Below are 25340 nucleotides of genomic sequence, written 5' to 3' on the forward strand. Positions count from 1 at the left end.
TGGGGGGACGCGCCCGGCGGGGGGAGGGCTAGCTGTGGCCGAGGTCCTCGGAGGCGGCGTCCGGGGAGACCGGGGGGACCGAGCCGCTGTCGCGGGCGGGGCGGAGGGGGAACTCGTCGGCGCCCATGGAGTCCAGGACCGGCGGGGCCGGGCGCGGGGGCTTGGGCATGACGGCCGCCTCGGAGTGGCCGCCGCAGCCGTACGTCAGGGAGACCACGTGCCCGTCCGCCGGCGAGAACTCGTTGGCGCACACGCCGAACGCCTGCTTCAGGGACCCGCCCAGCGGCATCAGGAAGCCGCACGTGACGCAGGTCGCCGGGGCGGCCTGGGCCATCGGGGTCTTGGCCCCGTAGGCCTCCTCCCACCGGTCGGCCGCGACGTGCAGCCCGTACCGCGAGAGGACCCGCGCGCGCCGCAGACCGAGTTCCTCAGCGACGGCCGCGATGGTGCCGCGCGACGGCGTACGGGTGACGAGGTCGGCGTCCTCGGAGTCGACGAGCTCGGCCATCTCCTCCGACACGGGCGAGTTCGGCGGCGGCGCGTCCTCACCGGTGTAGCCGGGCTCCAGCCGGAGGTCGTCCTGCTCGGTGGGCAGCAGGTCGCCGGGCCCGAGGTCGCCCGGGCGCAGCCGCTCGCTCCACGGCACCCACTCGGGGGCGAGGAGGGCGTCGGGGCCCGGCAGCATGACCGTCTCGTCGAGGGTGACGACCTTGGCGCGGGAGGCGCGGGCGACCGTCACGGCCCAGCGCCAGCCCCGGTAGCCGGGTTCCTGGCATTCGAAGAAGTGCGTGACGACCCGGTCGCCCTCCGCGACGACACCCGTGTGCTCACCCACCACCCCGGGCGCGGCCACCTCGGCGGCCGCTTCCCGCGCGAAGTCCACCGCCTCGGCGCACAGGCGGTCGGGGGCCGGGGTACGCGCAGTACGGCTTCGCGTCGTCGCAGCACTCACAGGTCTCGCTCATCTCCTACGCCGTCTCACAGATGCGCCGGCCGATTCGCGATGTACGGGCGGCGGGCGGAGCGGACCAGCGGGCCGCATCGACGTCCGCGCCCGACGTGTCTCGGGCACACCTATCGTCATCCATTCTGCGGGATGCCGAAGAGGCGCGCGGCCGAGAACTTCCGCCGGTGGCGCGCTACGCACGCTACCCCCTCCGCAGCCCGCCGCCCACCTGCCCGCCCCAAGTAGCCCTCATCACGGTTCACCGAAGAGGCTGCTGGGGCACTATGACGAGGTGGCAGCCGTGAGGTCGTCCGAGGATGCCGGGCCGCTCCGAAGGGCGGTACGGCGGGTGGGCCGTGCCCTGCACCTGCCGTTCACGGGCACCGCGCGCGGTATCCGGAAAGCCACGCACGCCCACGGCGCGGGCGAATCGGGCCTCGGCAAACTGATCGAGCTGCACGCCGTGAACGGCGCCGGTGACGTCATGATCACCGTCGCGCTCGCCTCCACCGTCTTCTTCTCCGTACCGACCGACGAGGCCCGCGGGCGGGTCGCGCTGTACCTCGCCGTCACGATGGCCCCGTTCACCCTCCTCGCCCCGGTCATCGGCCCGCTGCTGGACCGGCTGCCGCACGGCCGGCGCGCGGCGATGGCGGGCGCGATGCTCACCAGGGTGCTGCTCGCCGTCGCCCTGTCGGGCGCGGTCGCCACCGGGGACCTGGAGCTGTATCCGGCGGCGCTCGGCGTGCTGGTCGCGTCGAAGGCGTACGGGGTGGTCCGCAGCGCCGTCGTACCGCGCCTGCTGCCGCACGGCTTCTCCCTGGTGAAGGCGAACTCGCGGGTGACGCTCGCCGGGCTGCTGGCGACGGGCATCGCCGCGCCCGTGGGGGTGGGCTTGCAGCAGATCGGGCCGCAGTGGCCGCTGTACGGGGCGTGCGTGCTCTTCGCCGGCGGAACGTTCCTGGCCCTGTCGATGCCGCACAAGGTGGACTCGGCGAAGGGCGAGCGCAAGGCCCACATGCTGACGCACGGCGAGCAGAAGCCCAGCCTCCGTACGGTCGGCCCGTCCGTCCTGCACGGCCTCCAGGCGAACGCCGCGCACCGCGTGCTGTCCGGCTTCCTGATCTTCTTCCTCGCCTTCCTGCTGCGCGAGCACCCGCTGTCGGGGCAGAGCGCGGCGGTATCGCTGGGCATCGTGGGCGTGGCGGCGGGCGTGGGCAACGCCTGCGGTACGGCGCTGGGCGCGCTGCTGCGCTCCCGGGCGCCGGAGCTGATCGTCGCCGCGATGGTGACGCTCGCGATGTCGGCGGCGATCGTGGCGGCGGCGTTCTTCGGCGGGGTGGCGGTGGCGGCGCTGGGCGCGGTGGCGGGGCTGTCGCAGGCCCTGTCGAAGCTGTCGCTGGACGCGATGATCCAGCGGGACGTGCCGGAGGTGGTGCGGACGTCGGCGTTCGCCCGCTCCGAGACGCTGCTCCAGATGTCGTGGGTGGTCGGCGGGGCGATCGGCATCGCCCTGCCGCTGAACGGGCCCCTGGGCATGTCGGTCGCGGCGGCGATCCTGGCGCTGGGGGTGGCGGTGACCGTGCGGGGCCTGCTGACGGCGGCGCGGCGCGGCACGCCGCACCCCCGCGTGGCGTGATGCGGGGCGGCGTATAGCCTTCGAGCCATGACCGTTGCGTTCTTTTCCGGTAAGGCCCGCCGGGCCGGCGTCGCTCTGGGTGCCGTCTCCGCCGGACTCCTCGTACTCTCCGCATGCGGCACCAAGCCGACCCCGCTCGCGACCGTGACGGTCGGGTCCGAATCGGTCAACGCCGAAGCGACCTGCTACAACGACGGCAAAGCGATCAAGGAATCGCAGATCCAGTCGTGCCTGAACAAGAAGGCGGAGAAGACCATCACGGTCTCGGCCGACGACCGGGTCCGCTTCGGCGTCGACCCGGAGATCGCCGAGAACGGCTGGACCCTGTTCATCGGCGGCCAGCAGGCCGAGCAGGAGCCCTACAAGAAGACGTACCGGTCGATCCCGGCCAGCGCGTTCCTCTCCAGCCAGACCGGTGAGACGTCCAACACGGCGCAGATCAGCATCGTCGAGACCAGCGGCAAGAAGCTGACCGGCATCTGGCACTTCGAGCTGAAGAAGGAATCCTGACGCTGCGCGTCCTGGTCGTGACGGCGGTGGCGGCGGAGGCGGACTCCGTCGCCGCCGGGCTGGCGGGCTTCGTCCCCACCGGGCCTCCGCGCGTACTGCCGTCCGGCCACACGTTGACGCACCTGCCGTGGGGCGGGCGGTACGGCATACCCGCACCGGGCGCATGGGCCGCGTCGGGCGCGCCTGACGGCGCCGTGCCGCACGCTCCGGGCCCCTCCGGCGGTGCGTCGCCGGCCGGCGCAGGAGCGCCGTACGGAGCCGTCGTCGACCTCGTCACCGTCGGCGCCGGACCCACGGCCGCCGCCGTCGGCACCACCAGCGCGCTCGCCACCGCCCCGTACGCCTACGACCTCGTCGTCTCGGCCGGCATCGGCGGCGGGTTCCTCCCCCACGCGCCCCTCGGGGCGATCGTCGTGTCCGACGCGATCATCGCCGCCGACCTGGGCGCCGACACGCCCGACGGGTACGTCGCCGTCGAGGAGCTGGGCTTCGGCCGCTCCGTCCACCTGCCGCCGCCCGGGCTGCCCGACCGGATCGCCAAGATCCTGCACGAGGGCGGCCTGCCGTGCCTCGTCGCACCGGTGCTCACCGTCTCCACGGTCACCGGCACCGCCGCCCGCACCACCGAGCTGATCACCCGTCACCCCCGTGCCGGGGCGGAGGCCATGGAAGGGTTCGGCGTCGCCGAGGCGGCCACCGCCCACGGCGTCCCCGTCGTCGAGATCCGCGCCGTCTCCAACACCGTCGGCCCGCGCGACCGCGCCTCCTGGCGCATCGGCCAGGCCCTGGACTCGCTGCGGCACGCCAGCACGCTGCTCGGCACCACCGTCTTCCTGGAGGACCTGTGAGGATCGCGTACTCCCCGTGCCCGAACGACACGTTCGTCTTCCACGCCTGGGCGCACGGCCTCGTCCCCGGCGCGCCCGCGCTCGACGTGACGTTCGCGGACATCGACGTCACCAACGGGTGGGCCGAGCGCGGCTCGGACGACCACGACGTCCTGAAGGTGTCGTACGCCGTCCTGCCCTGGGTCCTGGACGAGTACGCCCTGCTGCCGTGCGGCGGCGCGCTGGGCCGGGGCTGCGGCCCGCTGGTCCTCACCAGGGAGGCGGGGCTGGACCTCACGGGCAGGACCGTCGCGGTGCCGAGCGAGCGCTCGACCGCGTACCTGCTGTTCCGCCTGTGGGCGGCGGACGTCGTCCCGGGCGGGGTCGGCGAGGTCGTGGTGATGCCGTTCCACGAGATCATGCCGGCGGTACGGGACGGCAAGGTCGACGCGGGCCTCGTCATCCACGAGGCACGCTTCACCTACCAGCGGTACGGGCTGCACCGCCTCGCCGACATGGGCGAGCACTGGGAGTCCACCACGGGCCTGCCGATCCCGCTGGGCGCGATCATCGCGAAGCGCTCACTGGGCGCGGACACGCTGCGACTGCTCGCCGAGTCGGCGCGTCGATCGGTCCGGATGGCCTGGGACGACCCCGAGGCGTCGCGCCCGTACGTACGGGAACACGCGCAGGAGATGGACCCGGCCGTGGCCGATCAGCACATCGGCCTGTACGTCAACGAGTTCACCGCCGACCTCGGCGAGGACGGCTACGCCGCCGTACGGGGCCTGCTGACACGCGCGGCGGCCGAGGGGCTGGTGCCACCCCTCGGCCCGGACGCACTGTCGTTCCCGTAGCCGCCCCGGCTACACGTCGAGCTGGTCGGCCACCGCGCGCAGCAGGCCGGCGATCTTCTTGCCGTGGGCCTTGTCGGGGTAGCGGCCGCGCTCCAGCATGGGGGTGATGTTCTCCAGCAGCGTCGTCAGGTCCTGGACGATCGATGCCAGTTCGTCCGGCTTGCGCCGCTGTGCCGCCGCGACCGACGGCGTCGGGTCGAGGACCGTCACCGAAAGCGCCTGGTCACCGCGCTGGCCCGCGACCACGCCGAACTCGACGCGCTGGCCGGGCTTGAGGGCGTCGACCCCGGCAGGGAGCACCGACGAGTGCACGAAGACGTCGCCGCCGTCGTCGCGGGAGAGAAAGCCGAAGCCCTTCTCGCTGTTGAACCACTTGACCTTGCCGGTAGGCACGTCTGTCCTCGTCCTCGTACTCGATAAAAAACTGGCTCTGGATAGCACTACAGCGGGCCGCTCGGGCCCGCCAGGACCAAGGCTAATGGTCCAGGGGCTGGTGACAAGACGTCGCCGGTCTGTTCCTCCGGCCAGGGAACTACCCTGGCCGAATGCATAGTGAAACCCCTGCGAGCACCGCCGCCCCCGGTGACGGCCTCGTCCGGGCCGGCGGGATCGTCTTCATCGTCGGCGCCGTGGCCACTCTGATCACCGTGGCGCCGCTGTTCCTCGGCACCGAGCCGTTCCCGCCGGTGGCGTACGCCGTGTGCATGCTGATGGGTGTCGGTTTCATGATCGCCGCCGCCGGGGTGCTGCGGTCGATCGCGGCGCAGCGCCGTCAGGCCAGGTCGGCCGCCAAGCCCGCCCTGTAGGCGTCCCACCAGGCGGGAAAGGCCGTCAGGTCGGGCAGGACGACGTCCGCGCCGGCCGCCCGCAGCTCGTCCGCGCCGCACGGCCCGGTGGGTATGGAGACGGCGAGGGCGCCGGCCGCGCGGGCGCCGCGTACGTCGCCGGTGTGGTCACCGACGTACACGCTCGCACCGTGTTCGCGCAGCGCCTCCGCCTTGGCCTCGGCCCACAGCCAGCCGATCACCGCGTCCGGTTCGATGCCCAGGTGGTCGAGGTGCAGCTTGGCGTTCGGCTCGTGCTTCGCGGTGACGACGACGGCCCGGCCGCCCGCCTCGCGAACGGCTTGAATCGCACCCCTCGCACCGGGCATCGCGAGGGTCGGCTCGATGGCGTACGCCGGATAGATCTCGCGGTAGCGGTCCGCCATCTCCTCGATCCGGCCGGCCGGGAACCAGTGCGCGAGCTCCTGTTCGAGGGGTGGTCCGAGGCGGGTGACGGCCAGGTCGGCGTCGATCATCACGCCCGTCTCGGCGGAGAGCGCCCGGTAGGCGGCGTGGATGCCGGGGCGGGAGTCGATCAGGGTCATGTCGAGGTCGAAGCCGACCGTCACCGTGGGGACCATGGTCGCCATTGTGCCTGCCGGCCGTTTTCGGACGCCTGCTTAGACTGACCCCGCTCAGCCAAGCCTTACCTGCGTGCTTCCGATGGGGTCCGATGTCTTCCAGACGTGTCGCCGCGACAGCGGCGGCCCTCGTGGCCCTGCTGGTCGCGGTCCTGCTCAGCCTCGCCGTCGGGGCCCGCGCCATCGCCCCCGGCACCGTCGTCGACGCGCTGCTGCACGGCGGGGGCGGCGAGGACGGCGAGGTCGTCACGCAGCTCCGCCTGCCGCGCACGCTGGTCGGGCTGATGGTCGGCACCGCGCTCGGGCTGGCCGGTACGGCGCTCCAGGGCATCACCCGCAATCCGATCGGCGACCCCGGCGTCCTCGGCATCAGCCAGGGCGCGAGCGTGGGCGTGCTGCTGGCGATCGCGTTCGCGGGGGTGCACACGCTGACGGGTTACGTGTGGTTCGGCTTCGTGGGCGCGGCGGTCGCGTCGGTCGCGGTGTACGCGATCGCCGCCGCCGGCCGGGGCGGGGCGACGCCCGTGAAGCTGGCGCTGGGCGGTGCGGCGATCAACGCGCTGCTGGTGTCGGTGACGACGGCGGTGCTGACGACGAAGGCCGCCGCGCTGGACGAGTTCCGGTTCTGGCAGGTGGGCGCGCTGGCCGGGCGCGACGCCGACGTGGCGGCCCGGCTGTGGCCGTACCTGCTGGTCGGCACGGTGCTGGTGGTGTCGGTGGCGCGCGGCCTGGACGCGCTGGCGTTGGGCGAGGACGTGGCGAAGGGGCTCGGGCAGCGGGTGGCGACGGTACGGATCGTGGGCGGTGTGGGCGCGACGGTCCTCACGGGCGCGGCGGTGGCGGCGGCCGGGCCGATCGCGTTCGTCGGGCTCGCGGTGCCGCACATCGCGCGGGCGGTGGTGGGCGGTGACCACCGGTGGGTACTGCCGATGGCGGCGCTGATCGGGCCGGTGATGCTGCTGGTGTCGGACGTCGTCGGACGGATCGTCTTCCCGCCGGGTGAGGTCCCGGCGGGCGTGATGACGGCGCTGATCGGGGTGCCGTTCCTGGTGGCGCTGGTACGCCGGAAGGCGGTGCCGGCGTGAGCGCGTACACCGTGGTACGAGCCGGTGGCGGATCGTTCCTGCTGCACCGGCGCGCGGCCGTCGTCGCCGTCGGGCTGGCCCTGGCGGTGGCGGCGCTGTCGGTGGCGTACCTCTGCGCCGGTGAACGATTCGTCGAACCGGCCGAGGTGCTCAAGGTGCTCCTCGGGCAGCCATCGCCGAGCGAGCTGGTCGTGGGCACGCTGCGGCTGCCACGGCTGGTGCTGGGCCTGCTGGTGGGCGCGGCGTTCGGGGTGGCGGGCGCGCTGATCCAGACCGTCGCCCGCAACCCGCTGGCCAGCCCCGACATCATCGGCATCAGCCAGGGCGCGGGCGCGCTGACGGTCGGGGCGATGACGTTCGGCGTCACCTCGTACGCCGTGCTGCCGTACCTGTCCGTCGTCGGCGGCGTCCTGGCGGCCGGGCTGGTCTACGTGTTCGCGTGGCGCGGCGGGCTGCACGCGACCCGGTTCGTCCTGATCGGGATCGGCTTCGCGATCGCGCTGCGGTCGGTGACCACGCTGTTCATGACGAAGGGCGACTACCTGGTCGCCCAGCAGGCCCAGATCTGGATGACGGGCTCGCTCAACGGGCGCGGCTGGGACGAGGTGGCGCCGCTGGGGTGGACGCTGCTCGCCCTGGTGCCCGCCGTGCTGTGGGCGGCGCGGGCGCAGCGGTCGGTGTCGCTGGACGACGACACGGCGACGGCGCTGGGCGTACCGCTGGGCCGGGTGCGCCTCGGGCTCGTCCTGCTGGGCGTGGTCCTCGCCTCGGTGTCGACGGGGGCCGCCGGGCCGGTGGACTTCGTGGCGCTGCTGGCGCCGCAGATCGCGCGGCGGCTGACGCGCACGGCGCAGATCCCACTGCTGTGCTCGGCCCTGCTGGGCGCGGTGATCGTGGTGGGGGCGGACCTGCTGGCGCGGCGGATGTTCGCGCCGGAGGAGCTGCCGGTGGGGGTGCTGACGGCCGCGGTGGGCGCGCCGTATCTGATCTGGCTGATCGTGCGCAGCCGTACGGGAGGTAGGGCGTGAGCAGGCTGACGGCGCGGGAGCTGACCCTCGCGTACGAGGACCGCACGGTGGTGCGGGAACTGGACCTGGCGATACCGGACGGGCGGGTCACGGTGATCGTCGGCCCGAACGCGTGCGGGAAGTCCACGACGCTGCGGGCGCTGGGGCGGCTGCTGAAGCCGCGCGGCGGTTCGGTGCTGCTGGACGGTACGGAGCTGTCGCGCATCCCCACGAAGCGGATCGCCCAGTCGATCGGCCTGCTGCCGCAGACGCCGGTGGCGCCCGAGGCGATCACGGTCTCCGACCTGGTGTCGCGCGGCCGCCAGCCGCACCAGGCGTGGTGGAAGCAGTGGTCGGAGGAGGACGAGCGGGCGGTCGTCTCCGCGATGGAGCGCACGGACGTCGCCGCGCTGGCCGACCGGCCGGTGGACGAGCTGTCGGGCGGCCAGCGCCAGCGCGTCTGGATCGCGATGGCCCTGGCCCAGGAGACGGACCTGCTGCTGCTCGACGAGCCGACGACGTACCTGGACATCTCGCACCAGGTCGAGGTCCTGGACCTGGTGCGCCGCCTCAACCACGAGCGCGGCCGCACGGTCGTCGTGGTCCTGCACGACCTGAACCAGGCCGCCCGGTACGCCGACCACCTGGTGGCGATGAAGGCGGGCCGCGTGGTGGCGGAGGGCCCGCCGTCGGACGTGGTCACCGCGGACCTGGTCCGCGAGGTCTTCGGCCTCGACGCGGTCGTCATCCCGGACCCGGTGACGGGCTCCCCGCTGGTGGTGCCCTGCGCGCCGTGGTCCTCCGAAACCTGACGCCCCGGCGTGGGCCGACGCCCCCACACCCGGACGCCCGGGCGGGCAGCCGGCCCCCCGCAGGGGGAGGCGTACACGGGGGCTGACGCCCCACACTCCCGGGACGCGCCAGCTTCACACCGCGAGTGCAGCCGCGGCCCGGCGGGCGAGGGGGCGTTGTCCCCCACCCCGCCCCTTCCCGAAACCGGGGGCCCGCCCCCGGCCTCCGCTGGGGGAGGCGTGCAAGGGGGCTGACGCCCCCACACCCCCGGACGCGGCAGCTTCGCACCGCGCGTGTCGACCGTCCGAGCGAAGGAAACCGTCAGCCGGAAGACGGCCGGGGCGGGGCCGTGCAGGGTCGCCCCCGCAGAGGTTGGCGGCGAGGCGGGGGCTCCCAGGCGACGAACCCAAGGGCGCCGGCCTTGAGGAGGTGAGCCCGGAGGGGCCACGCCCCCCACCCACGCGCCAGCCAGGCGCGGCGGGCGCGCCAAAGCCACGCGGTCAGGCGCGGCGGGCGCGCCAGAGCAGATAGAGGGCGGAGGCGAGGGCGGCGGTGCGCAGCGTCCAGGGCCAGGTGGCGGTGAGCGCGGCGCTCAGGGCGTCGCCGCCCGGCGGGATCGGGTCGCCCCAGCGGCCGTCGATGCGGCCCCAGAGCCATACCGCGGCGCCCGCCGCGACGGCGCCCGGCAGGCCGAACACCGCGAGCTTCGCCTCCGTGCGGCTGAGCCGGCGGGAGCCGTACGCGAGCAGCCAGCCGCCGCCGAGCGCGAGCCACGAGCCGAGGACGACACCGACCACGAGCAGCGCGGCGGCGGCCACCAGCATCGGGTGCCCGAGCCGCAGTCCCGTCAGGGAGAGCCGGCGACGCGCGGGGGCCGTCGCCACCGGCTCCGGCGACGCAGCCTCCGGCTCCACCTCCCCGGCCTCCCCGGCCTCCCCCGCCTCCCCCACCTCCCCCGCCTTCGGCGGAGGCTTCAGCATGTCCGGGATCTCCACCCCGCCCCGGAAGCCGGGTGGCAGCGCGTCCCCCTCGACGCGCCACCAGTCGGGCTGACCCGCCGACGCCCCGTCGCCCGGCTCGCCCGGCTCGCCCAGGGCGTCCAGCCCGGCCAGGTGCGGGCTCGCCGCCTCCCACGCGGGCGTCTCGGGCCGGGTACTCGGGGTGCGCTGCACCGGTACGGCGGGGCGCGCCGGGCCACCGCCGCCCGCCGCCGCGCCGACCACCTCGTCCGGCGTGCCGAGGGCCTTGAGAATGCCGCGTACCGCCGCCGGGCTGTCGTCCTTGCCGCGCCGGCTGTCGATCTCGCTGCGCAGCGACGACACGAGCCGCATCCGCGTCTGCGAGGACAGTTGCCGCTGCTGGGCCAGGTCACCGACCCGGCTCAGATAGTCGAAGACCAACTGGTCGCTCTCGATCCCCACCGTCACGACGTTAGCGCCTGCGCAGGGGCTAACGTGGTCCGGATGGGGACCGGTGAGCTCGATCGGGAGGCGCACGTGGCCGCAGGAACCGAAGGCAATGGCGGTACGGCGGCTCCGCGCACCCTCGCGGAGGCCCTCCGGGCGCGCGGCGACGAGGGCCTGACCGCGCTGCTGCGCGCCCGCCCCGACCTGCTGGTTCCCGTGCCGGGCGACCTGACCCAGCTCGCGACCCGCGCCGGGACCCGCGCGTCCGTCGTCCGGGCGCTGGAGCGGCTCGACCGGTTCACGCTCCAGACCGCCGAGGCGCTCGCGGTGGCGCCGGACCCGGCCCCGTACCCCGTGCTGCTCGGGCTGATGGCCGGCGACGAGGGCGACGCGGACGTCGAGGCGGCGCTGCCCCGGGCGGTCGGGGCGCTGCGCGAGCAGGCCCTGGTGTGGGGCGACGACGACCGGCTGCGGCTGGTGCGGACCGCCCGCGAACTGCTGGCTCCCTCCCCCCAGCACCCCTCCCCCACCGGGCTCGGCCCGACGGTGGCGGAGGCGACGGCGGGCATGTCGCCGACCCGGCTCCAGGAGATCATCGCGGCGGCCGGGCTGCCGACGACACACGATCCCGTGTCGGCGGTGGCCGCGCTGACGGAGCTGTTCACGGACCGGGAGCGGATGGGCGCGCTGCTGGACACCGCGCCGGTGGAGGCGCTGGGGGTGCTGGACCGGCTGGTGTGGGGGCCGCCGTACGGGGAGGTGACGCCGAATCCGGCGCCGCCGGTGCGCTGGCTGCGCGACCGGGGCCTGCTGCTGCCGGCGACGGCGCGCACGGTGGTGCTGCCGCGCGAGGCGGCGCTGCACCTGCGCGCCGGGCGCGCGCACCGGGCGCCCGAGCCGGTGCCGCCCGCCGTCACGCCCACCCGTGAGTACCGTCCACAGGTTGTGGACAGCACGGCGGCGGGTCAGGCGTACACCGCGCTCGCGACCGTCGAGGAGCTCGCGAAGGAGTGGAACGAGGGCGGTCCCGCCGTCCTGCGCGCGGGCGGCATGTCCGTACGCGACCTGAAGCGGACGGCGGTGGCGCTGGACGTGTCGGAGCAGGTGGCGGCGTTCTGGCTGGAGGTCGCGTACGGGGCGGGGCTGATCGCGTCGGACGGGGAGGCGGACGAGCGGTACGCGCTGACGCCCGAGTACGACGAGTGGCTCGGCCTGCCGGCCGCCGAGCGGTGGGCGCGACTGGCCGGGGCGTGGCTGGCCGCGACCAGGACGCCGGGCCTGGTGGGCTCCCAGGACACGAAGGGCCGCACCCTCGCGGTGCTCGGGCCCGGCCTCGACCGGGGCGCCGCGCCGGAGGTGCGTTACCGGGTGCTGACGCTGCTGGCCGGGCTCCCGGCCGGGGCGTCGCCGGACCCTGACGCGCTGCTGGCGCGGCTGCGCTGGGAGCGCCCGCTGCGGGGCACCGCGCAGGAGCAGGGCGCCGACCTGCGCGCCAGGCTGGCGAGCTGGACGCTGACGGAGGCGGAGCTGCTGGGCGTGACGGGGCGCGGCGCCCTGTCCGCCCACGGCCGGGCCCTGCTGCCCGGCGCGCCGGCCCCGGGCACGGACCACCCGGTCCCGGCGGCGGGCCACGGCGCGGCGGGCCACGGCGCGGCGGGCCACGGCGCGGCGGGGCACGGCCCGGCCGGGCACGGCGCGGCCGGGCACGGCGCGGCCGGGCACGGCGCGGCCGGGCACACCCAGGAGCACCCGGACAAGGCCCACACCCATGGCCCCGCCCACGCCCCCACCGCCCCGGACTGGGGGACGTTCAACGGCCGCCGCCCCGCCCACGCCGCCGTCGCCGCCCACGCGGGCGCCGCCGCGCTCCTCGCACCGCTGCTGCCCGAGCCGGTCGACCACGTCCTGCTCCAGGCGGACCTCACGGCCGTCGCGCCCGGCCCCCTCCAGCGGCCGCTCGCCGACATGCTGGCCGTGGCGGCGGACGTGGAGTCCAAGGGCGGCGCCACCGTCTACCGCTTCACGCCCGCCTCGGTACGCCGCGCCCTCGACGCCGGGCAGGCGGCGGCGGACCTGCACGCCTTCCTGGCGGCCCACTCCCGCACGCCGGTTCCGCAGCCGCTCGCCTACCTCATCGACGACGTCGCCCGGAAGCACGGCCACCTCCGGGTGGGCGCCGCCTCCGCCTACGTACGCTGCGACGACGACGCCGTGCTGGGCGAGATCCTCGCCGACAAGCGGTCGGCCGCCCTCCGGCTGCGCCGCCTCGCGCCGACGGTGCTGGCCGCGCAGGCGGACCCGGCGACGCTGCTGGAGGGCTTGCGGTCCATGGGCTTCGCCCCGGCGGCCGAGTCGGCGGAGGGCGACGTCCTGATCACCCGGGCGCACGCCTACCGCACCCCGGCGCGCACGGCGCCCGCGCCGGTGCCGGAGGGCCCGCCGGAGCCGGACGCCACGCTGCTGGGCGCCGCCGTGAAGGCGATCCGCGCCGGGGACCTCGCCTCCACGGTGGTCCGCAAGGACGAGCCGGCCGGCCGCGCCGCCACGAACGGCGAACCGCCCCGCACCTCCGCCGCCGAAACCCTCGCCACCGTCCAGGCGGCCGCCATGACCGGCTCGGTGCTCTGGATCGGCTACGTCAACGCCGAGGGCACCGCCAGCCAGCGCGTCATCGCGCCGGTCCGGGTCGAGGGCGGCTTCGTCACGGCGTACGACCACACGGCGGACGAAGTCCGCACGTACCCGCTGCACCGCATCACGGGCGTCGCGGAACTCGCCGACGACGCGACCTGATCCCGCCCGGCCCGGATCATGCGCGCGGGCGGCGGATTTACCGCGCGTGAGTGACCAAGACCCCACCCCAGGGGGACCTTCCGCATTCCCCGGGCGCGGCGCGGGCAGCCACGGGGCGTCCCGAACAGCACCACAGGAAGGGTCGTCCCATGCGTCGAGTCACCACCGTCCTCCTCACCACCGCCGCGTTCCTGTCCGCGCTCACCACCCAGGCCGCCGCCGTCGGTATCGATCTCGCCACAGCTCTCGGGATCGTCTGACCGCCCGCCCCCCGACGCGACCGGGCCCGCACCACCACGGACGGTGCGGGCCCGCGCCGTACACGCGAAAGGAGCCGCAATGAGCCGACGTCTCGCCCTCCTCCTCACGGGCGCCGCCCTGCTGTTCACCGCCCTCGCCAGCCCCGCCGCAGCCTCCACACTGCCGCCGATCGGCGGCCCGATCAGCGGGCCGCTGACCGACATCCAGGTCGAGGGACCACTCTTCACCAGCCCCCTGATCTGACCCCCGCCCGTTCACCCCTCACCGGTCACGGAACCCGCCGGGAACGGACGTGACCGGTGAGCAGCATCACAGGGAAGACGGCTGAGCCCCGGCCGCTTACTCCGCCGATGCGCGACACTGGATGTTTGGCCACAGTCCCAGGCCGCCAGGAAAGGGTGAGGCGTGAACGGACCGCTGATCGTCCAGAGCGACAAGACACTCCTGCTCGAAGTCGACCACGAGCAGGCCGACGCCTGCCGGCGTGCCATCGCTCCCTTCGCGGAGCTGGAGCGCGCGCCCGAGCACATCCACACCTACCGGGTCACCCCGCTGGGCCTGTGGAACGCGCGGGCGGCCGGCCATGACGCCGAGCAGGTGGTGGACGCGCTCGTCGAGTTCTCCCGCTATCCCGTGCCGCACGCGCTGCTGGTGGACGTCGCCGAGACGATGGCCCGCTACGGGCGGCTCACGCTCACCAAGCACCCCACGCACGGGCTGGTCCTGACCACCACCGACCGGCCCGTCCTGGCGGAGGTGCTCCGGTCCAAGAAGGTCCAGCCGCTGGTCGGCCAGCGCATCGACCAGGACACGGTCGTCGTGCACCCCTCCGAGCGCGGCCAGATCAAGCAGACGCTGCTCAAGCTGGGCTGGCCCGCCGAGGACCTCGCCGGGTACGTGGACGGCGAGGCGCACCGCATCGACCTGGCCGAGGACGGCTGGGCGCTGCGCCCGTACCAGAAGCAGGCCGTCGAGGGCTTCTGGCACGGCGGCTCGGGCGTCGTCGTCCTGCCCTGTGGCGCGGGCAAGACGCTGGTCGGCGCCGGGGCCATGGCTCAGGCGAAGGCGACGACGCTGATCCTGGTCACGAACACCGTCTCGGCCCGCCAGTGGAAGCACGAGCTGGTGAAGCGGACGTCGCTGACCGAGGACGAGATCGGCGAGTACAGCGGGACGAAGAAGGAGATCCGCCCGGTCACCATCGCCACCTACCAGGTGCTGACGACCAAGCGGAAGGGCATCTACCCCCACCTGGAGCTGTTCGACTCCCGCGACTGGGGCCTGATCGTCTACGACGAGGTGCACCTGCTGCCGGCGCCCGTCTTCAAGTTCACCGCCGACCTCCAGGCCCGCCGCCGTCTGGGACTGACCGCGACCCTCGTGCGGGAGGACGGCCGCGAGTCGGACGTCTTCTCGCTGATCGGGCCGAAGCGGTTCGACGCGCCCTGGAAGGAGATCGAGGCGCAGGGCTACATCGCGCCCGCCGACTGCGTCGAGGTCCGCGTCAATCTGACCGAGTCGGAGCGGCTCGCGTACGCGACCGCCGAGACGGAGGAGAAGTACCGCTTCTGCGCGACGACCGCGACCAAGCAGAAGGTCGCGGAGGCGCTGGTACGGAAGTTCGCCGGTCAGCAGATCCTGGTGATCGGCCAGTACATCGACCAGCTCGACGAGCTGGGCGAGCACCTTGGCGCGCCGGTGATCAAGGGCGAGACGCCGAACTCACAGCGCGAGAAGCTCTTCGACGCGTTCCGGAACGGGGAGATCAGCGTGCTGGTGGTCTCCAAGGTGGCGAACTTCTCGATCGACCTGCCCGAGGCGACGGTCGCCATCCAGGTGTCCGGCACCTTCGGCTCGCGGCAGGAGGAGGCGCAGCGCCTCGGCCGCGTCCTGCGCCCGAAGGCGGACGGGCACCAGGCGCACTTCTACTCGGTGGTCGCGCGGGACACGATCGACCAGGACTTCGCGGCGCACCGCCAGCGGTTCCTGGCCGAGCAGGGGTACGCGTACCGGATCGTGGACGCGGACGAGCTGCTGTCGTCGTCCCCGTCCCAGGACGCCGATCCGGATCTCAGCGACGCCTGACGCCGGCTTCCTCCGCGTACTCGCCGAGGACGACGACCCCGAACGCCGCTTCGGCGAACACCTTGATCGCGCGCAGCGCGTTGCCGAGGCGGTGGGCGGGGTGCCGGGCCGCACCGAGGGCGGTGGCGCCGGGGGCGTTGTGGAGGGTGGCTGTGGTCATGTCTCCATGATGGTTTTCGTGACGGGGCGGTACATCGGTCCGCAGACCGAACCCCGGTGCCGCCCTCGTACGACTCCAGGCATACGGCATCCCCTACGGGTCGGATATTCGCTCGCCCCCGTTTTCGTCCCTGGCTAGAATCTCCCGCCTTGCCCGCCTCCCGTCCGTGGAGCGCCGCCCTCCGGTCGGAAACCGGTCGGCCCCGCCATCACACCCGTACGACCGCCGGAGGCTCCGCCGTGCCCACCGACCCGCTCGCGCGCGAACGCGCCCATCTCGCCGCCTCGCGCGCCGCCCTGCGCGCCATGCGCGAGGACGTCGAGGCGCTCGACATCCGTGACGTCACCGCGAACTGGGTCAACGCCGTCGTGCTGTCGGCGCAGATCGAGGAGCGGATCAAGGCGCTCGCCGACCTCTCCCATACGCCGCTGTTCTTCGGGCGGCTGGACTACCTGCACACCACGCAGGAGGGCCACACGTTCTACATCGGGCGGCGGCACGTCCACGACGCCGACGGCGACCCGATGGTCGTCGACTGGCGCGCCCCGGTGTCGCAGCCGTTCTACCGGGCCTCGAAGAAGGACCCGCAGGACGTCGCGCTGCGGCGGCGGTTCGGGTACACGGGCGGGGACCTCACCGCGTACGAGGACGAGCACCTGTCCGACCCGGGCGAAGCCGAACAGGCCTCCAAGCTCCTCCAGGCGGAGATCGAGCGGCCCCGCGTGGGCCCGATGCGGGACATCGTGGCGACGATCCAGCCCGAGCAGGACGAGATCGTCCGCAGCGGCCTGTCGGGTTCGGTGTGCGTGCAGGGCGGCCCCGGGACGGGCAAGACGGCGGTGGGCCTGCACCGGGTGGCGTACCTGCTGTACGCGCACCGGGAGCGGCTGGCCCGCACCGGGACGCTGGTCGTCGGGCCGAACCGCTCCTTCCTCCACTACATCGAGCAGGTGCTGCCCGCGCTGGGCGAGTTGGAGGTGAGGCAGGCGACGGTCGACGACCTGGTCGCGCACGTCGAGGTGCGGGGCGCCGACGACCCGGCGGCGGCCGTGGTCAAGGGCGACGCCCGGATGGCTGAGGTGCTGCGGCGGGCGGTGCGGTCGCACGTGACGCCGCCGACGGAGCCGCTGATGGTGGTGCGCGGTTCGCGGCGCTGGCGGGTGCCCGCGTACGAACTGGAGGAGATCGTCGCCGAGTTGCTCGACCGGGACATCCGGTACGGGGCCGCGCGTGACGCCCTGCCGCAGCGGATCGCGCACGCGGTGCTGGTACGCATGGAGCAGGCGGGCGAGGCGCCGGACGACCGGGTGCAGGACGCGGTGGCCCGGAACGCGGCGGTGAAGGCGGTCGTCAAGGCGGTGTGGCCGGCCGTCGACCCGGCGAAGCTGGTGCTGCGGCTGCTGTCCGACGCGGAGTTCCTGGCGGAGCACGCGGAGGGGCTGCTGACGGCCGACGAGCAGAAGGCCGTCCTGTGGGCCAAGCCGCCGCGCTCCGTGAAGTCGGCGAAGTGGTCGGCGGCGGACGCGGTGCTGATCGACGAGGCGGCCGACCTGGTGGAGCGCACGCCGTCGCTGGGCCATGTGGTCCTCGACGAGGCGCAGGACCTGTCGCCGATGCAGTACCGGGCGGTGGGGCGGCGCTGCTCGACCGGTTCGGCGACCGTCTTGGGCGACCTGGCGCAGGGCACGACGCCGTGGGCGACGGCGAGCTGGGCGGAGGCCCTGGCGCACCTGGGCAAGCCGGACGCGGCGGTGGAGGAGCTGACGGCCGGTTTCCGGGTGCCGCGCGAGGTGATCGCGTACGCCTCGCGGCTGCTGCCGCACATGTCGCCGGGGCTGGCGGAGGTGCGCTCGGTGCGTGAGTCGCCGGGCTCGCTGGAGGTACGCCACGTGGAGGATCTGACGGCGTCGGTGGTGTCGGCGTGCCGCGCCTCGCTCCGGCACGAGGGCTCCATCGGCCTGATCGCGGCGGACGCGCGCGTCCCCGTCCTGGCGGACGCGCTGCGGGAGGCGGGCCTGGCCTGGCTGTCGCCGGGCGAGGAGACGACCGCCGAGTCCCGCCTGACGCTGGTCCCCGCCTCGCTGGCGAAGGGCCTGGAGTACGACTACGTCGTCCTCGACGAGCCGGCGGCGGTCGTCGACGGCGAACCCGACGAGCGCACCGGCCTCCGTCGCCTGTACGTCGCCCTGACCAGGGCGGTCTCGGGCCTGACGGTCGTCCATGCGGCGGCCCTGCCCCCGCAGTTGGGCTGACCTCACGGGTCCCGTGGGAGCGGGAGCACCGCCGGGGGCGGGTCCGCGCCGGGCAGCCCGAGCGCCAGGCCCCCGACGTGGATCAGCCGGTCGCGGTACGGGGCGAGGAACGGGGCGCTCAGCGAGGCGTCGATGGCCCCGACCGGGCAGGCGGCCAGCCCCAGGTCGGTGGCGGTCAGGCACAGGGTCTGCATGAGGCAGCCCGTGTCGCGGTAGATCAGGGCGAGTACCAGGCGGGAGTACTTCCAGGCGGTGCGTTCCGCGCACGAGGTGAGGTAGAGGCTGACGGGTGGCGGGGCCTCCATGCCGGTCGGCGCGACGATGAACCGCTGCTGAAGCGCGGTCAGGCCGTCGTCCCAGGGCGCCAGTCGGTCGAGTACGTGGCCGAAGGGGTCGTAGTGGTAGGCGCCGGGTTCGAGTCCGCTCACGTCCCGGGCCAGGAGGTGGATCTCCAGGCTGTGGCGTGCGCCGCCCGACGGGGCGGGGCGCTGGGTCTGCCGGTACGCGAGCGGCGGCAGGTGTCCGCGGACGCGGGCCGCGCGTTCGAGGAAGGCGGCCAGAGTGGGCAGGGGCACCGGTTCGGCGGCGTAGCGGCGGATGCTGCGGCGCTCGGCGAGCACCGTGGCCAGGGGCCGGCTGTCCGTGCCGGCGGCCTTGGGCAGCGGAACGGTGGTGGTGGCCTCGCCGTGGCGGAGGCGGGCGGGTGGTGAGGCTCCGAGGTCCCGGCCGGTGAGGCCGGCGGTGCCCGCCTGCCGGTGGACGGCCAGTTCGTACGGGCTCCACCCGTCGTCCGGCTCGTCCTTGTCGTCGGCCTGGCAGCGCCGGACGATGCCGGTGTCGGCCAGTTTCTCCAGCAGCGCGGCCACGGGACCGGGGCCAGGGGACTCGTCCCAGCGGCCGTGCAGATCCTCGGCCGTGCGGGGCTGGTCGAGGTGGGAGAGGAGGGCGACCAGGCCGGGCCGGGCACGGAACATCCGCCACTGCCGGCAGTCGCGCAGCACCATGCCGGAGTCGGCTCCCCATTCGGGGATCACGTCGGGATTGCGCCGGTAGTACTGAGCATCGCTCACGCGGGGCCTCCGGGCGGTGGTCACAGGAACGGGTGCGGCATCGGGTTGAGCTCCTCCTCCGTGAGCGGGGTGGTGCGCGCCCCCATCGTGACGGGCGCCTGGAAGACCCGGGGGCCGCCGCGGCGGTGGAAGTCCCGGCGAAGGGTGATGGGGCACAGTCCGGGCACGATCGTCCGCACGACGGACACGCCGCATTCGTGCACGTCGATGGGGGTGATGTCGACGGTGATGGTCTCGTACCCGGCGGCGGCCAGCCGCTCGACCGCTTCGGTGAGGTCGGCGTGCGGGGACCGTCCTGGGGCCCGGGGGGCGGGCAGCGGGTGCAGGGGGCCGTCCTCCAGGAACCGCAGGTGGTGGAGGCGCTCGGGGGTGCAGTAGTACCGGCCGAAATCCGTGACCGTGGGCAGGTCCGCGTCGGCGTCGGGGACGCCTTCCGTGGGCAGCGTGCCCGCCACGGCCTCCAGGCACAGGCACGCCTCCTCAAGGACTCCCTGGAGGGCCTCATGCATGTCGAGGGCCGCCCGTGCCGCATGGCTGACGACAGGTTGGCCGGCGGTGCCGGTGAGTACCTGCACGCCCGCCACCGGAATGCCGAGGTCGGTGGTGAGGTCCTTGCACAGGACGCGGGCGCCGCTCGCCGTCAGCCGGCCGGCCATCTCGCGGGCCGGGCCGTCGGGGAGGCGGGACAGGTCCAGGGTGGGGACGGTGAGCCGGTTGGACCAGCAGATGACAGCCGCGTCCCGTTCCACCAGTTCCATCAGCGCCGCCAGGGCCGCGTGCGATGCGTCGCGTCCGGCGGCAAGGCCGTTGGAGATCGTGTCGTACCAGGGCTTGTGACCACGCGGGAAGCGGTAGGGCAGGTAGACGGCACAGGCGGGGACGTGGCGCGGGCGCCCGGTCGTCAGGGAGACGCCCCGCACCCAGTCGATCTCGACGTCCGGGTCGAAGGGGCCGTAGCGCGGCAGGCGCGCGTACTCCGCGGCCGAGCCCAGGGGCAGCGTGCGGGGATCGACGGCCTCGTCGCCCAGCGCGGCGAGGGTGGAGCGCACCAGCGTCGCCGGATCGTAGACACCCGCCGCGTACCGCTCCATGGTCTCCCCGAGGGCGCACACCCGGGCGGTGTCGGGGTCCCATTTGTTCGCGGCGCCCTGTGGTTCGGCCTTGACGGGGGAGAACCAGGTCGTCGTCGGCATTCCCGTGGTGTAGGCGCTCGTGGTCGCGCCTGGTTGGTCGTCCTCGCGCACGAGCATCCCGGCCACCAACCCGGTCAGCGGATCGACGGCGTGGCGCATGCGCTCCCAGTCGGTGCTGCTGTCGGGCTCGGGCTCGGGCTCGGCTACGGGCAGGGCGTCACTGCGGGGGGCGGGGCGGACACCTGCGGGACAGCCGGGGCAGTTCGGCGTGTGCAGCAGCCGGTGCCGCGTACGCTCCAGCGACGCGTGGTCCAGTTCCATCAGGTACGGCGGGTCGTGGGGCGTCGCGCCGGACAGGGCCCGCAGCAGCTCATGGGCGAGGGTGGCGGCGGCGATTGCCGTGGTGGGCCATGCGGCACTGTCCGCCGCGCCCAGGAGGGTGTCCAGAGGCAGGTCGGCGATCGCCTGCCAGGTGTGGTTGGCGCGCAGGCGCCGGACCGGACACACCGGGCACGGGGTGGCGGGTGGGTCCAGCCGGGCGAGCAACAGCCGGGTGGGCGTGCTCAGATGCACCACCACCGGGCCGCCGGTCCTGCTCGACCACTGGGCCCAGTCGCCCAGTTCGCCCTCGTCGGCCGACAGCGGCACCAGTGCTGCCGCACGTCCGTCGGTGGCCCGGGAGGTCCCGGTGTCCTCGACCCGTACCCCTGCCGCCACCAGGAGCCCGCGGACGGCGTCCTGCACCGGGCCGTGCCCGGCGAGCAGCACCGTGCCGTCGGTCACGTCGTACAGCGGATGGGCCGGCACCGGGCCGCTCTCGGCGAGCAGCCCGCGCCGGCGCAGTCCGGTCACGGCCGGTTCGGGGAGGGTGTCCGCGCGCACGAAGTCGTCAGGGCCGTCGAGTCCGTCCAGGGAGGCTCCCCGCAGCCGCAGCGTGCCGGTGCTGGCGCAGACGTACAGCAGGCCCGATCGCGCCAGGAGGCGGACATCGGGCCGGGCGACGATGGGCGGAGCGGTGGAAGACGGCTGGCTCGCGTGCGCGTTCATGATGGCCCACCTTCGGCATGGTCGGACGGCGAGAGGGGTGTGCCCCGCCCCCAGGGGGGCGGGGCACGTCTCGATCGGCTAGTCGGTCTCGCATTCCTCGTCCGACACCCCGATGCAGTGACTGCAGGTACAGCCAGCGGTCACCTCGGGCTCGGGAACGGCCATTTCCTCGAACAGGTCGTTGATGTCTTCCATCCCCTGCCTCTTTCCGTGGAGAACCGTGCACGCCGGGCCTCGGAGCCGGGACGCGCATCCGTCGGATCAAAAAATTCCCCGCGCCGCGCACCGAAAATCGGCGTGGCGAGGTTACGCCATTCGGTGGACTTCATTCCGCTTATCGGCGGCCCCTGAAAGCGCACGCAGAAACGCTTCCCGGAATCGTGGATCGCCTTGCACCGCCCGAAGTCCTGCCATCTCCTGCTCCGGCGCCGCCAGCCGCGCGTGGCGCAGGTTCTCCTCGTACGGCGCGGCGAACCGGCTCTCCAGCGTGGCGGCGTACCGGGCCAGAGCCGCCGCTGTCCGCTCCCGGTCGCCGAGGTCCCCACCCGGGCCCTCGCCCAGGCACTCGGCGAGAAGCGCCGCCTGCTCGAAGGCGTCGGCGATGCCCTGCGCGCCGAGGGGGTCCTTGTGGAGCGCGGCGTCCCCCACCAGCGCCCATCCCGGTCCGGTGGGCCGGCGGAAGAAGTTGGGCAGGTCCCCGCAGCAGTAGAGGCGGTCCTCCCGACGGGCACCCTCGGCCACCGCCTCGCGGAGTTCGGGTGCCGCCCGCGCGAGCAGGTCCAGGTACAACCGGTCGCGCTCGGAGCGCTCGCCGAGGGGCCGCTCGACGGGAAACTGCACGTTGATCAGCGTCAGGCCGTCGTGGGTCGGAATCGCGGCCCCGCCGACGCCCTCACCCAGGAACAGCCGCAGCGACGTGCCGGGCACGCCGCTCCAGTACGTGTACCAGGCCCGGGTGAGCCTGCCGTCCCACCGCGTGTACGGGGCGCCGACCAGGCGTGCCACCGTCGAACGGCTCCCGTCCGCGCCGACGACGAGGTGGGCCCGCTCGACGGCGGGGCGCCCGTCGGATGCCCGGCAGATCACGCCGGCGACCGCGCCGTCCTCCCAGTGCAGCCCGGTGACCGAGACGCCCGGGCGGAATTCGGCACCGGCCCCGACGGCGGCCCGTGCCAGGACCTCGTCCAGTGCGTACCGCCGTGGCGCGCAGAGCATCCGCACGTCCCCGTCGGCCGCGACCGGCCCCTCCACCCGTACCCCGGGAGCCGTGAACGACAGTTCCGACAGGGGCGGGCAGCCGGTGGCCAGCAGGTCCTCCAGCAGGCCCCACTGTGCCAGTAATTCCATGCCACGCAGATGAATGAACAGCGTGGACAATGTGTCACAAGGAAATTCGGCCCGTTCCAGAATGAGTACGCGATATCCGCGCCGCGCCAGAAGAATGGCCGTGGTTGATCCTGCACACCGGGCGCCCACAATTGCCACATCGAACATGTCCACCCCGAAAAGGAAGAACGGCAAGGCAAAAGGGTGGGCCGGGTGTTTTCGCTCGAAGTGCCGCCCCCTCTTGCCTTATGCGCCGTTCGACCGGTGGGGAATCCGCCGGCATCGCACCTGACAAGAACTCGCCAGACGCCCAGCGGGCCGGTCCCCGCCCGCCTACGCCACCGGCTTGAAGCCGCGCAGCCGGAGGCTGTTGCCGACCACGAAGACCGACGAGAAGGCCATGGCCGCTCCGGCGATCATCGGGTTGAGGAGGCCGGCGGCGGCGAGGGGCAGGGCGGCGACGTTGTAGGCGAAGGCCCAGAAGAGGTTGCCCTTGATGGTGGCCAGCGTGCGGCGCGAGAGGCGGATGGCGTCCGCCGCCGCTCGCAGGTCGCCGCGCACGAGGGTGAGGTCGCCCGCCTCGATGGCGGCGTCCGTGCCGGTGCCCATGGCCAGGCCCAGGTCGGCCTGGGCGAGCGCGGCCGCGTCGTTGACGCCGTCGCCGACCATGGCGACCGACCGGCCCTCGGCCTGGAGGCGCTTGACCACGTCGACCTTGTCCTCCGGCATCACCTCCGCGAACACCTGGTCGATGCCGACCTCGGCGGCGACGGCCTCCGCGACGGCCCGGTTGTCGCCGGTGAGCAGGATCGGGGTGAGACCGAGGGCGCGCAGCCGCCGGATCGCCTCAGGGCTGGTGTCCTTGACCGCGTCCGCGACCTCCAGGACCGCGCGGGCCTCGCCGTCCCAGGCGACGGTGATGGCCGTACGCCCGGCCGCCTCCGCCTCGTGCTTGGCCCGCTCCAGCTCGGCCGGCAGCTCGATGGCCCAGTCGGCGAGCAGTTGCTCGCGGCCGACGAGGACGGCGTGGCCGTCGACGATGCCCTGGACGCCCAGGCCGGGGATGTTGGCGAAGTCCTCGGGGGCGGGCAGGGCGCCGACGCGTTCGGCCGCACCGGTGGCGACCGCCCGGGCGATGGGGTGCTCGGAGGCGTGCTCCAGGGCGCCCGCCAGGCGCAGCACCTCGGCCTCGTCGGCCGCCTCGGCGGTGTGGACGGCGAGCAGGGTCATGCGGCCGGTGGTGACGGTGCCGGTCTTGTCGAGGACGATGGTGTCGACCTTGCGGGTCGTCTCCAGGACCTCCGGGCCCTTGATGAGGATGCCGAGCTGCGCGCCACGCCCGGTGCCGACCATGAGGGCGGTCGGGGTGGCGAGGCCCAGGGCGCACGGGCAGGCGATGATCAGTACGGCGACGGCGGCGGTGAACGCGGCCGTCAGACCGGCCCCGTTGCCCAGCCAGAAGCCGAGCGTGGCGAGCGCCAGACCGATCACGACCGGGACGAAGACGGCGGAGATGCGGTCCGCCAGACGCTGGGCGGCGGCCTTGCCGTTCTGCGCGTCCTCCACGAGCTTGGCCATCCGGGCGAGCTGGGTGTCGGCGCCGATCCGGGTGGCCTCGACGACCAGGCGGCCGCCCGCGTTGAGGGTGGCGCCCGTGACGGTGTCACCGACCCCGACCTCGACCGGCACGGACTCGCCCGTGAGCATGGAGGCGTCCACGGCGGAGGTGCCCTCGACGACCGTGCCGTCGGTGGCGATCTTCTCGCCCGGCCGGACCAGGAAGCGGTCACCGACGCGCAAGTCATCGACGGGGATCAGGGTTTCGCGGCCGTCACGCAGGACGGTGACGTCCTTCGCGCCCAGTTCCAGCAGGGCCCTCAGCGCCGCGCCCGCCTTGCGCTTGGAGCGGGCCTCGAAGTAGCGGCCGGCCAGGATGAACGCGGTGACCCCGGCGGCGGCCTCCAGGTAGATGTTCCCGGCGCCGTCGCTGCGGGCGATGGTCAGCTCGAAGGGGTGGGTCATGCCGGGCATGCCGGCCGTGCCGAAGAACAGCGCCCAGAGCGACCACAGGAACGCCGCCGACGTACCGACCGAGATGAGCGTGTCCATCGTGGCGGCGCCGTGCCGCGCATTGGTCCAGGCGGCGCGGTGGAAGGGCCAGGCCGCGTAGGTGACGACGGGTGCGGCCAGAGTGAGGGACAGCCACTGCCAGTACTCGATCTGGAGGGCCGGGACCATGGCCATGGCGACGACGGGCAGGGAGAGGGCGACGGCCGTGATCAGGCGCTGCCGCAGCGGCCGCAGCTCGTCGGCCGGCTGGTGTTCCCCGGGGGCCTCGGGTGCGGGGGGTTCCGGCTCCTCGGCGGTGTAGCCGGTGGCCTCGACGGTGGCGATGAGGTCGGCCACCTCGATCCCCTCGGCGTACGTCACCTTCGCCTTCTCGGTGGCGTAGTTGACGGTCGCGGTGACGCCGTCCATGCGGTTGAGCTTCTTCTCGATGCGGGCCGCGCACGAGGCGCAGGTCATGCCGCCGATGGCGAGCTCGACCTCGGCGGTGGGGCCGGGTGTCGTCGTCGTGGTGCTCATGAGTGCTGCTCCTCGCGGATCGATACCCATCCAGGGTATGTCGTCTCGATGGAGTCCATGTATACCCCCCGGGGGTAAGTAGAAGCAAGCGATCACCGGGCTTGACTTTATACCCCCCCGGGGTATCTTTACCGGCGTATCCAGTGACCACGC

21 protein-coding genes are annotated in these 25340 nt (G+C 73.9%); 12 read left to right on the plus strand and 9 right to left on the minus strand.

Annotated features, from left to right (window positions below; all coding sequences use genetic code 11):
- Window positions 1-28: 28 nt before the first annotated feature.
- Window positions 29-952 (minus strand): DUF3027 domain-containing protein, encoded by a 924-nt coding sequence (locus ACZ46W_RS20830; RefSeq protein ID WP_468339534.1) that lies wholly within the window; start codon window positions 950-952, stop codon window positions 29-31.
- Window positions 953-1238: 286 nt separating this feature from the next.
- On the opposite strand from ACZ46W_RS20830, the gene ACZ46W_RS20835 reads away from it, so the two are divergent.
- From ACZ46W_RS20835 to ACZ46W_RS20850, 4 genes are read left to right on the plus strand one after another with little or no spacing between them, the layout of a single operon-like run.
- Window positions 1239-2585 (plus strand): MFS transporter, encoded by a 1347-nt coding sequence (locus ACZ46W_RS20835; protein WP_468339536.1) that lies wholly within the window; start codon window positions 1239-1241, stop codon window positions 2583-2585.
- A gap of 27 nt (window positions 2586-2612) precedes the next feature.
- A complete protein-coding gene (locus ACZ46W_RS20840; RefSeq protein WP_366128912.1) occupies window positions 2613-3095 on the plus strand; it encodes a DUF2771 domain-containing protein in 483 nt (160 codons plus the stop codon).
- A gap of 2 nt (window positions 3096-3097) precedes the next feature.
- Complete coding sequence (locus tag ACZ46W_RS20845; RefSeq protein WP_468339860.1) at window positions 3098-3943, plus strand: futalosine hydrolase; 846 nt, start codon at window positions 3098-3100, stop codon at window positions 3941-3943.
- Window positions 3940-4779, plus strand: a complete 840-nt coding sequence (locus ACZ46W_RS20850) for a 1,4-dihydroxy-6-naphthoate synthase (RefSeq protein WP_468339538.1) — start codon at window positions 3940-3942, stop codon at window positions 4777-4779. Before ACZ46W_RS20845 ends, ACZ46W_RS20850 begins: the two co-directional genes overlap by 4 nt.
- 9 nt (window positions 4780-4788) lie before the next feature.
- Here the strand turns inward: ACZ46W_RS20850 and ACZ46W_RS20855 are convergent, their stop codons facing one another.
- The gene (locus tag ACZ46W_RS20855; RefSeq protein ID WP_126886708.1) at window positions 4789-5172 is read right to left on the minus strand and encodes a cold-shock protein; all 384 of its coding nucleotides are present in this window, start codon (window positions 5170-5172) and stop codon (window positions 4789-4791) included.
- Window positions 5173-5324: 152 nt separating this feature from the next.
- On the opposite strand from ACZ46W_RS20855, the gene ACZ46W_RS20860 reads away from it, so the two are divergent.
- A complete protein-coding gene (locus ACZ46W_RS20860) occupies window positions 5325-5585 on the plus strand; it encodes a hypothetical protein (protein ID WP_468339541.1) in 261 nt (86 codons plus the stop codon).
- On the opposite strand, the gene ACZ46W_RS20865 is transcribed toward ACZ46W_RS20860, so the two are convergent.
- Window positions 5552-6184: an HAD family hydrolase gene (locus ACZ46W_RS20865; RefSeq protein ID WP_468339543.1), complete on the minus strand. Its 633-nt coding sequence runs from the start codon at window positions 6182-6184 to the stop codon at window positions 5552-5554. The two genes, ACZ46W_RS20860 and ACZ46W_RS20865, sit on opposite strands and share 34 nt — an antisense overlap.
- A 92-nt stretch (window positions 6185-6276) precedes the next feature.
- Here ACZ46W_RS20865 and ACZ46W_RS20870 point away from each other — a divergent pair, with 92 nt between their 5' ends.
- From ACZ46W_RS20870 to ACZ46W_RS20880, 3 genes are read left to right on the plus strand one after another with little or no spacing between them, the layout of a single operon-like run.
- Entirely contained in the window at window positions 6277-7269 is a 993-nt protein-coding gene (locus tag ACZ46W_RS20870; RefSeq protein ID WP_468339545.1) for a FecCD family ABC transporter permease, read from the plus strand.
- Window positions 7266-8297, plus strand: coding sequence for a FecCD family ABC transporter permease (locus ACZ46W_RS20875; protein WP_468339547.1), 1032 nt, complete (start codon window positions 7266-7268; stop codon window positions 8295-8297). The genes ACZ46W_RS20870 and ACZ46W_RS20875 overlap by 4 nt, the downstream gene beginning before the upstream one ends.
- Window positions 8294-9088, plus strand: a complete 795-nt coding sequence (locus ACZ46W_RS20880; protein ID WP_468339549.1) for an ABC transporter ATP-binding protein — start codon at window positions 8294-8296, stop codon at window positions 9086-9088. The genes ACZ46W_RS20875 and ACZ46W_RS20880 overlap by 4 nt, the downstream gene beginning before the upstream one ends.
- Window positions 9089-9568: 480 nt before the next feature.
- On the opposite strand, the gene ACZ46W_RS20885 is transcribed toward ACZ46W_RS20880, so the two are convergent.
- Window positions 9569-10489 (minus strand): hypothetical protein, encoded by a 921-nt coding sequence (locus ACZ46W_RS20885; RefSeq protein ID WP_468339551.1) that lies wholly within the window; start codon window positions 10487-10489, stop codon window positions 9569-9571.
- Window positions 10490-10531: 42 nt separating this feature from the next.
- Between ACZ46W_RS20885 and ACZ46W_RS20890 the strand changes: the two genes are divergently transcribed.
- The 3 genes from ACZ46W_RS20890 (at window position 10532) to ACZ46W_RS20900 (ending at window position 15613) form a co-directional block, all read left to right on the plus strand.
- On the plus strand, window positions 10532-13267 hold the full coding sequence (locus ACZ46W_RS20890; protein ID WP_468339553.1) for a helicase-associated domain-containing protein: 2736 nt from the start codon (window positions 10532-10534) through the stop codon (window positions 13265-13267).
- A 339-nt stretch (window positions 13268-13606) separates the two neighbouring features.
- Complete coding sequence (locus ACZ46W_RS20895; RefSeq protein WP_468339555.1) at window positions 13607-13771, plus strand: hypothetical protein; 165 nt, start codon at window positions 13607-13609, stop codon at window positions 13769-13771.
- Window positions 13772-13933: 162 nt separating this feature from the next.
- Window positions 13934-15613 (plus strand): DNA repair helicase XPB, encoded by a 1680-nt coding sequence (locus ACZ46W_RS20900; RefSeq protein WP_468339557.1) that lies wholly within the window; start codon window positions 13934-13936, stop codon window positions 15611-15613.
- Here ACZ46W_RS20900 and ACZ46W_RS20905 read toward each other — a convergent pair.
- Window positions 15600-15773 (minus strand): hypothetical protein, encoded by a 174-nt coding sequence (locus ACZ46W_RS20905; protein WP_468339559.1) that lies wholly within the window; start codon window positions 15771-15773, stop codon window positions 15600-15602. The genes ACZ46W_RS20900 and ACZ46W_RS20905 overlap by 14 nt on opposite strands.
- Before the next feature lie 305 nt (window positions 15774-16078).
- Between ACZ46W_RS20905 and ACZ46W_RS20910 the strand changes: the two genes are divergently transcribed.
- A complete protein-coding gene (locus tag ACZ46W_RS20910; protein ID WP_468339862.1) occupies window positions 16079-18025 on the plus strand; it encodes a HelD family protein in 1947 nt (648 codons plus the stop codon).
- Between the two features lie 2 nt (window positions 18026-18027).
- Here ACZ46W_RS20910 and ACZ46W_RS20915 read toward each other — a convergent pair whose 3' ends face one another.
- The 4 genes from ACZ46W_RS20915 to ACZ46W_RS20930 all read right to left on the minus strand — a co-directional run bounded on the left by ACZ46W_RS20915 (window position 18028) and on the right by ACZ46W_RS20930 (window position 25187).
- Window positions 18028-19095, minus strand: a complete 1068-nt coding sequence (locus tag ACZ46W_RS20915) for a SagB family peptide dehydrogenase (RefSeq protein WP_468339561.1) — start codon at window positions 19093-19095, stop codon at window positions 18028-18030.
- 20 nt (window positions 19096-19115) lie between these two features.
- Window positions 19116-21275, minus strand: a complete 2160-nt coding sequence (locus tag ACZ46W_RS20920) for a YcaO-like family protein (RefSeq protein ID WP_468339563.1) — start codon at window positions 21273-21275, stop codon at window positions 19116-19118.
- Window positions 21276-21581: 306 nt separating this feature from the next.
- Window positions 21582-22769 (minus strand): NAD(P)/FAD-dependent oxidoreductase, encoded by a 1188-nt coding sequence (locus ACZ46W_RS20925; RefSeq protein WP_468339864.1) that lies wholly within the window; start codon window positions 22767-22769, stop codon window positions 21582-21584.
- Between the two features lie 165 nt (window positions 22770-22934).
- Window positions 22935-25187, minus strand: coding sequence for a heavy metal translocating P-type ATPase (locus ACZ46W_RS20930; RefSeq protein ID WP_468339565.1), 2253 nt, complete (start codon window positions 25185-25187; stop codon window positions 22935-22937).
- Window positions 25188-25340 lie beyond the last annotated feature (153 nt).

Source organism: Streptomyces sp. NPDC031064 (assembly GCF_055570965.1).

Coding starts and splice junctions, on each gene's coding strand:
- ACZ46W_RS20840 (WP_366128912.1), top strand. CDS start 2,613: ATGACCGTTGCGTTCTTTTCCGGTAAGGCCCGCCGGGCCGGCGTCGCT.
- ACZ46W_RS20860 (WP_468339541.1), top strand. CDS start 5,325: ATGCATAGTGAAACCCCTGCGAGCACCGCCGCCCCCGGTGACGGCCTC.
- ACZ46W_RS20865 (WP_468339543.1), bottom strand. CDS start 6,184: ATGGTCCCCACGGTGACGGTCGGCTTCGACCTCGACATGACCCTGATC.
- ACZ46W_RS20870 (WP_468339545.1), top strand. CDS start 6,277: ATGTCTTCCAGACGTGTCGCCGCGACAGCGGCGGCCCTCGTGGCCCTG.
- ACZ46W_RS20890 (WP_468339553.1), top strand. CDS start 10,532: ATGGGGACCGGTGAGCTCGATCGGGAGGCGCACGTGGCCGCAGGAACC.
- ACZ46W_RS20895 (WP_468339555.1), top strand. CDS start 13,607: ATGAGCCGACGTCTCGCCCTCCTCCTCACGGGCGCCGCCCTGCTGTTC.
- ACZ46W_RS20905 (WP_468339559.1), bottom strand. CDS start 15,773: ATGACCACAGCCACCCTCCACAACGCCCCCGGCGCCACCGCCCTCGGT.
- ACZ46W_RS20910 (WP_468339862.1), top strand. CDS start 16,079: ATGCGCGAGGACGTCGAGGCGCTCGACATCCGTGACGTCACCGCGAAC.
- ACZ46W_RS20920 (WP_468339563.1), bottom strand. CDS start 21,275: ATGAACGCGCACGCGAGCCAGCCGTCTTCCACCGCTCCGCCCATCGTC.
- ACZ46W_RS20925 (WP_468339864.1), bottom strand. CDS start 22,769: ATGTTCGATGTGGCAATTGTGGGCGCCCGGTGTGCAGGATCAACCACG.
- ACZ46W_RS20930 (WP_468339565.1), bottom strand. CDS start 25,187: ATGAGCACCACGACGACGACACCCGGCCCCACCGCCGAGGTCGAGCTC.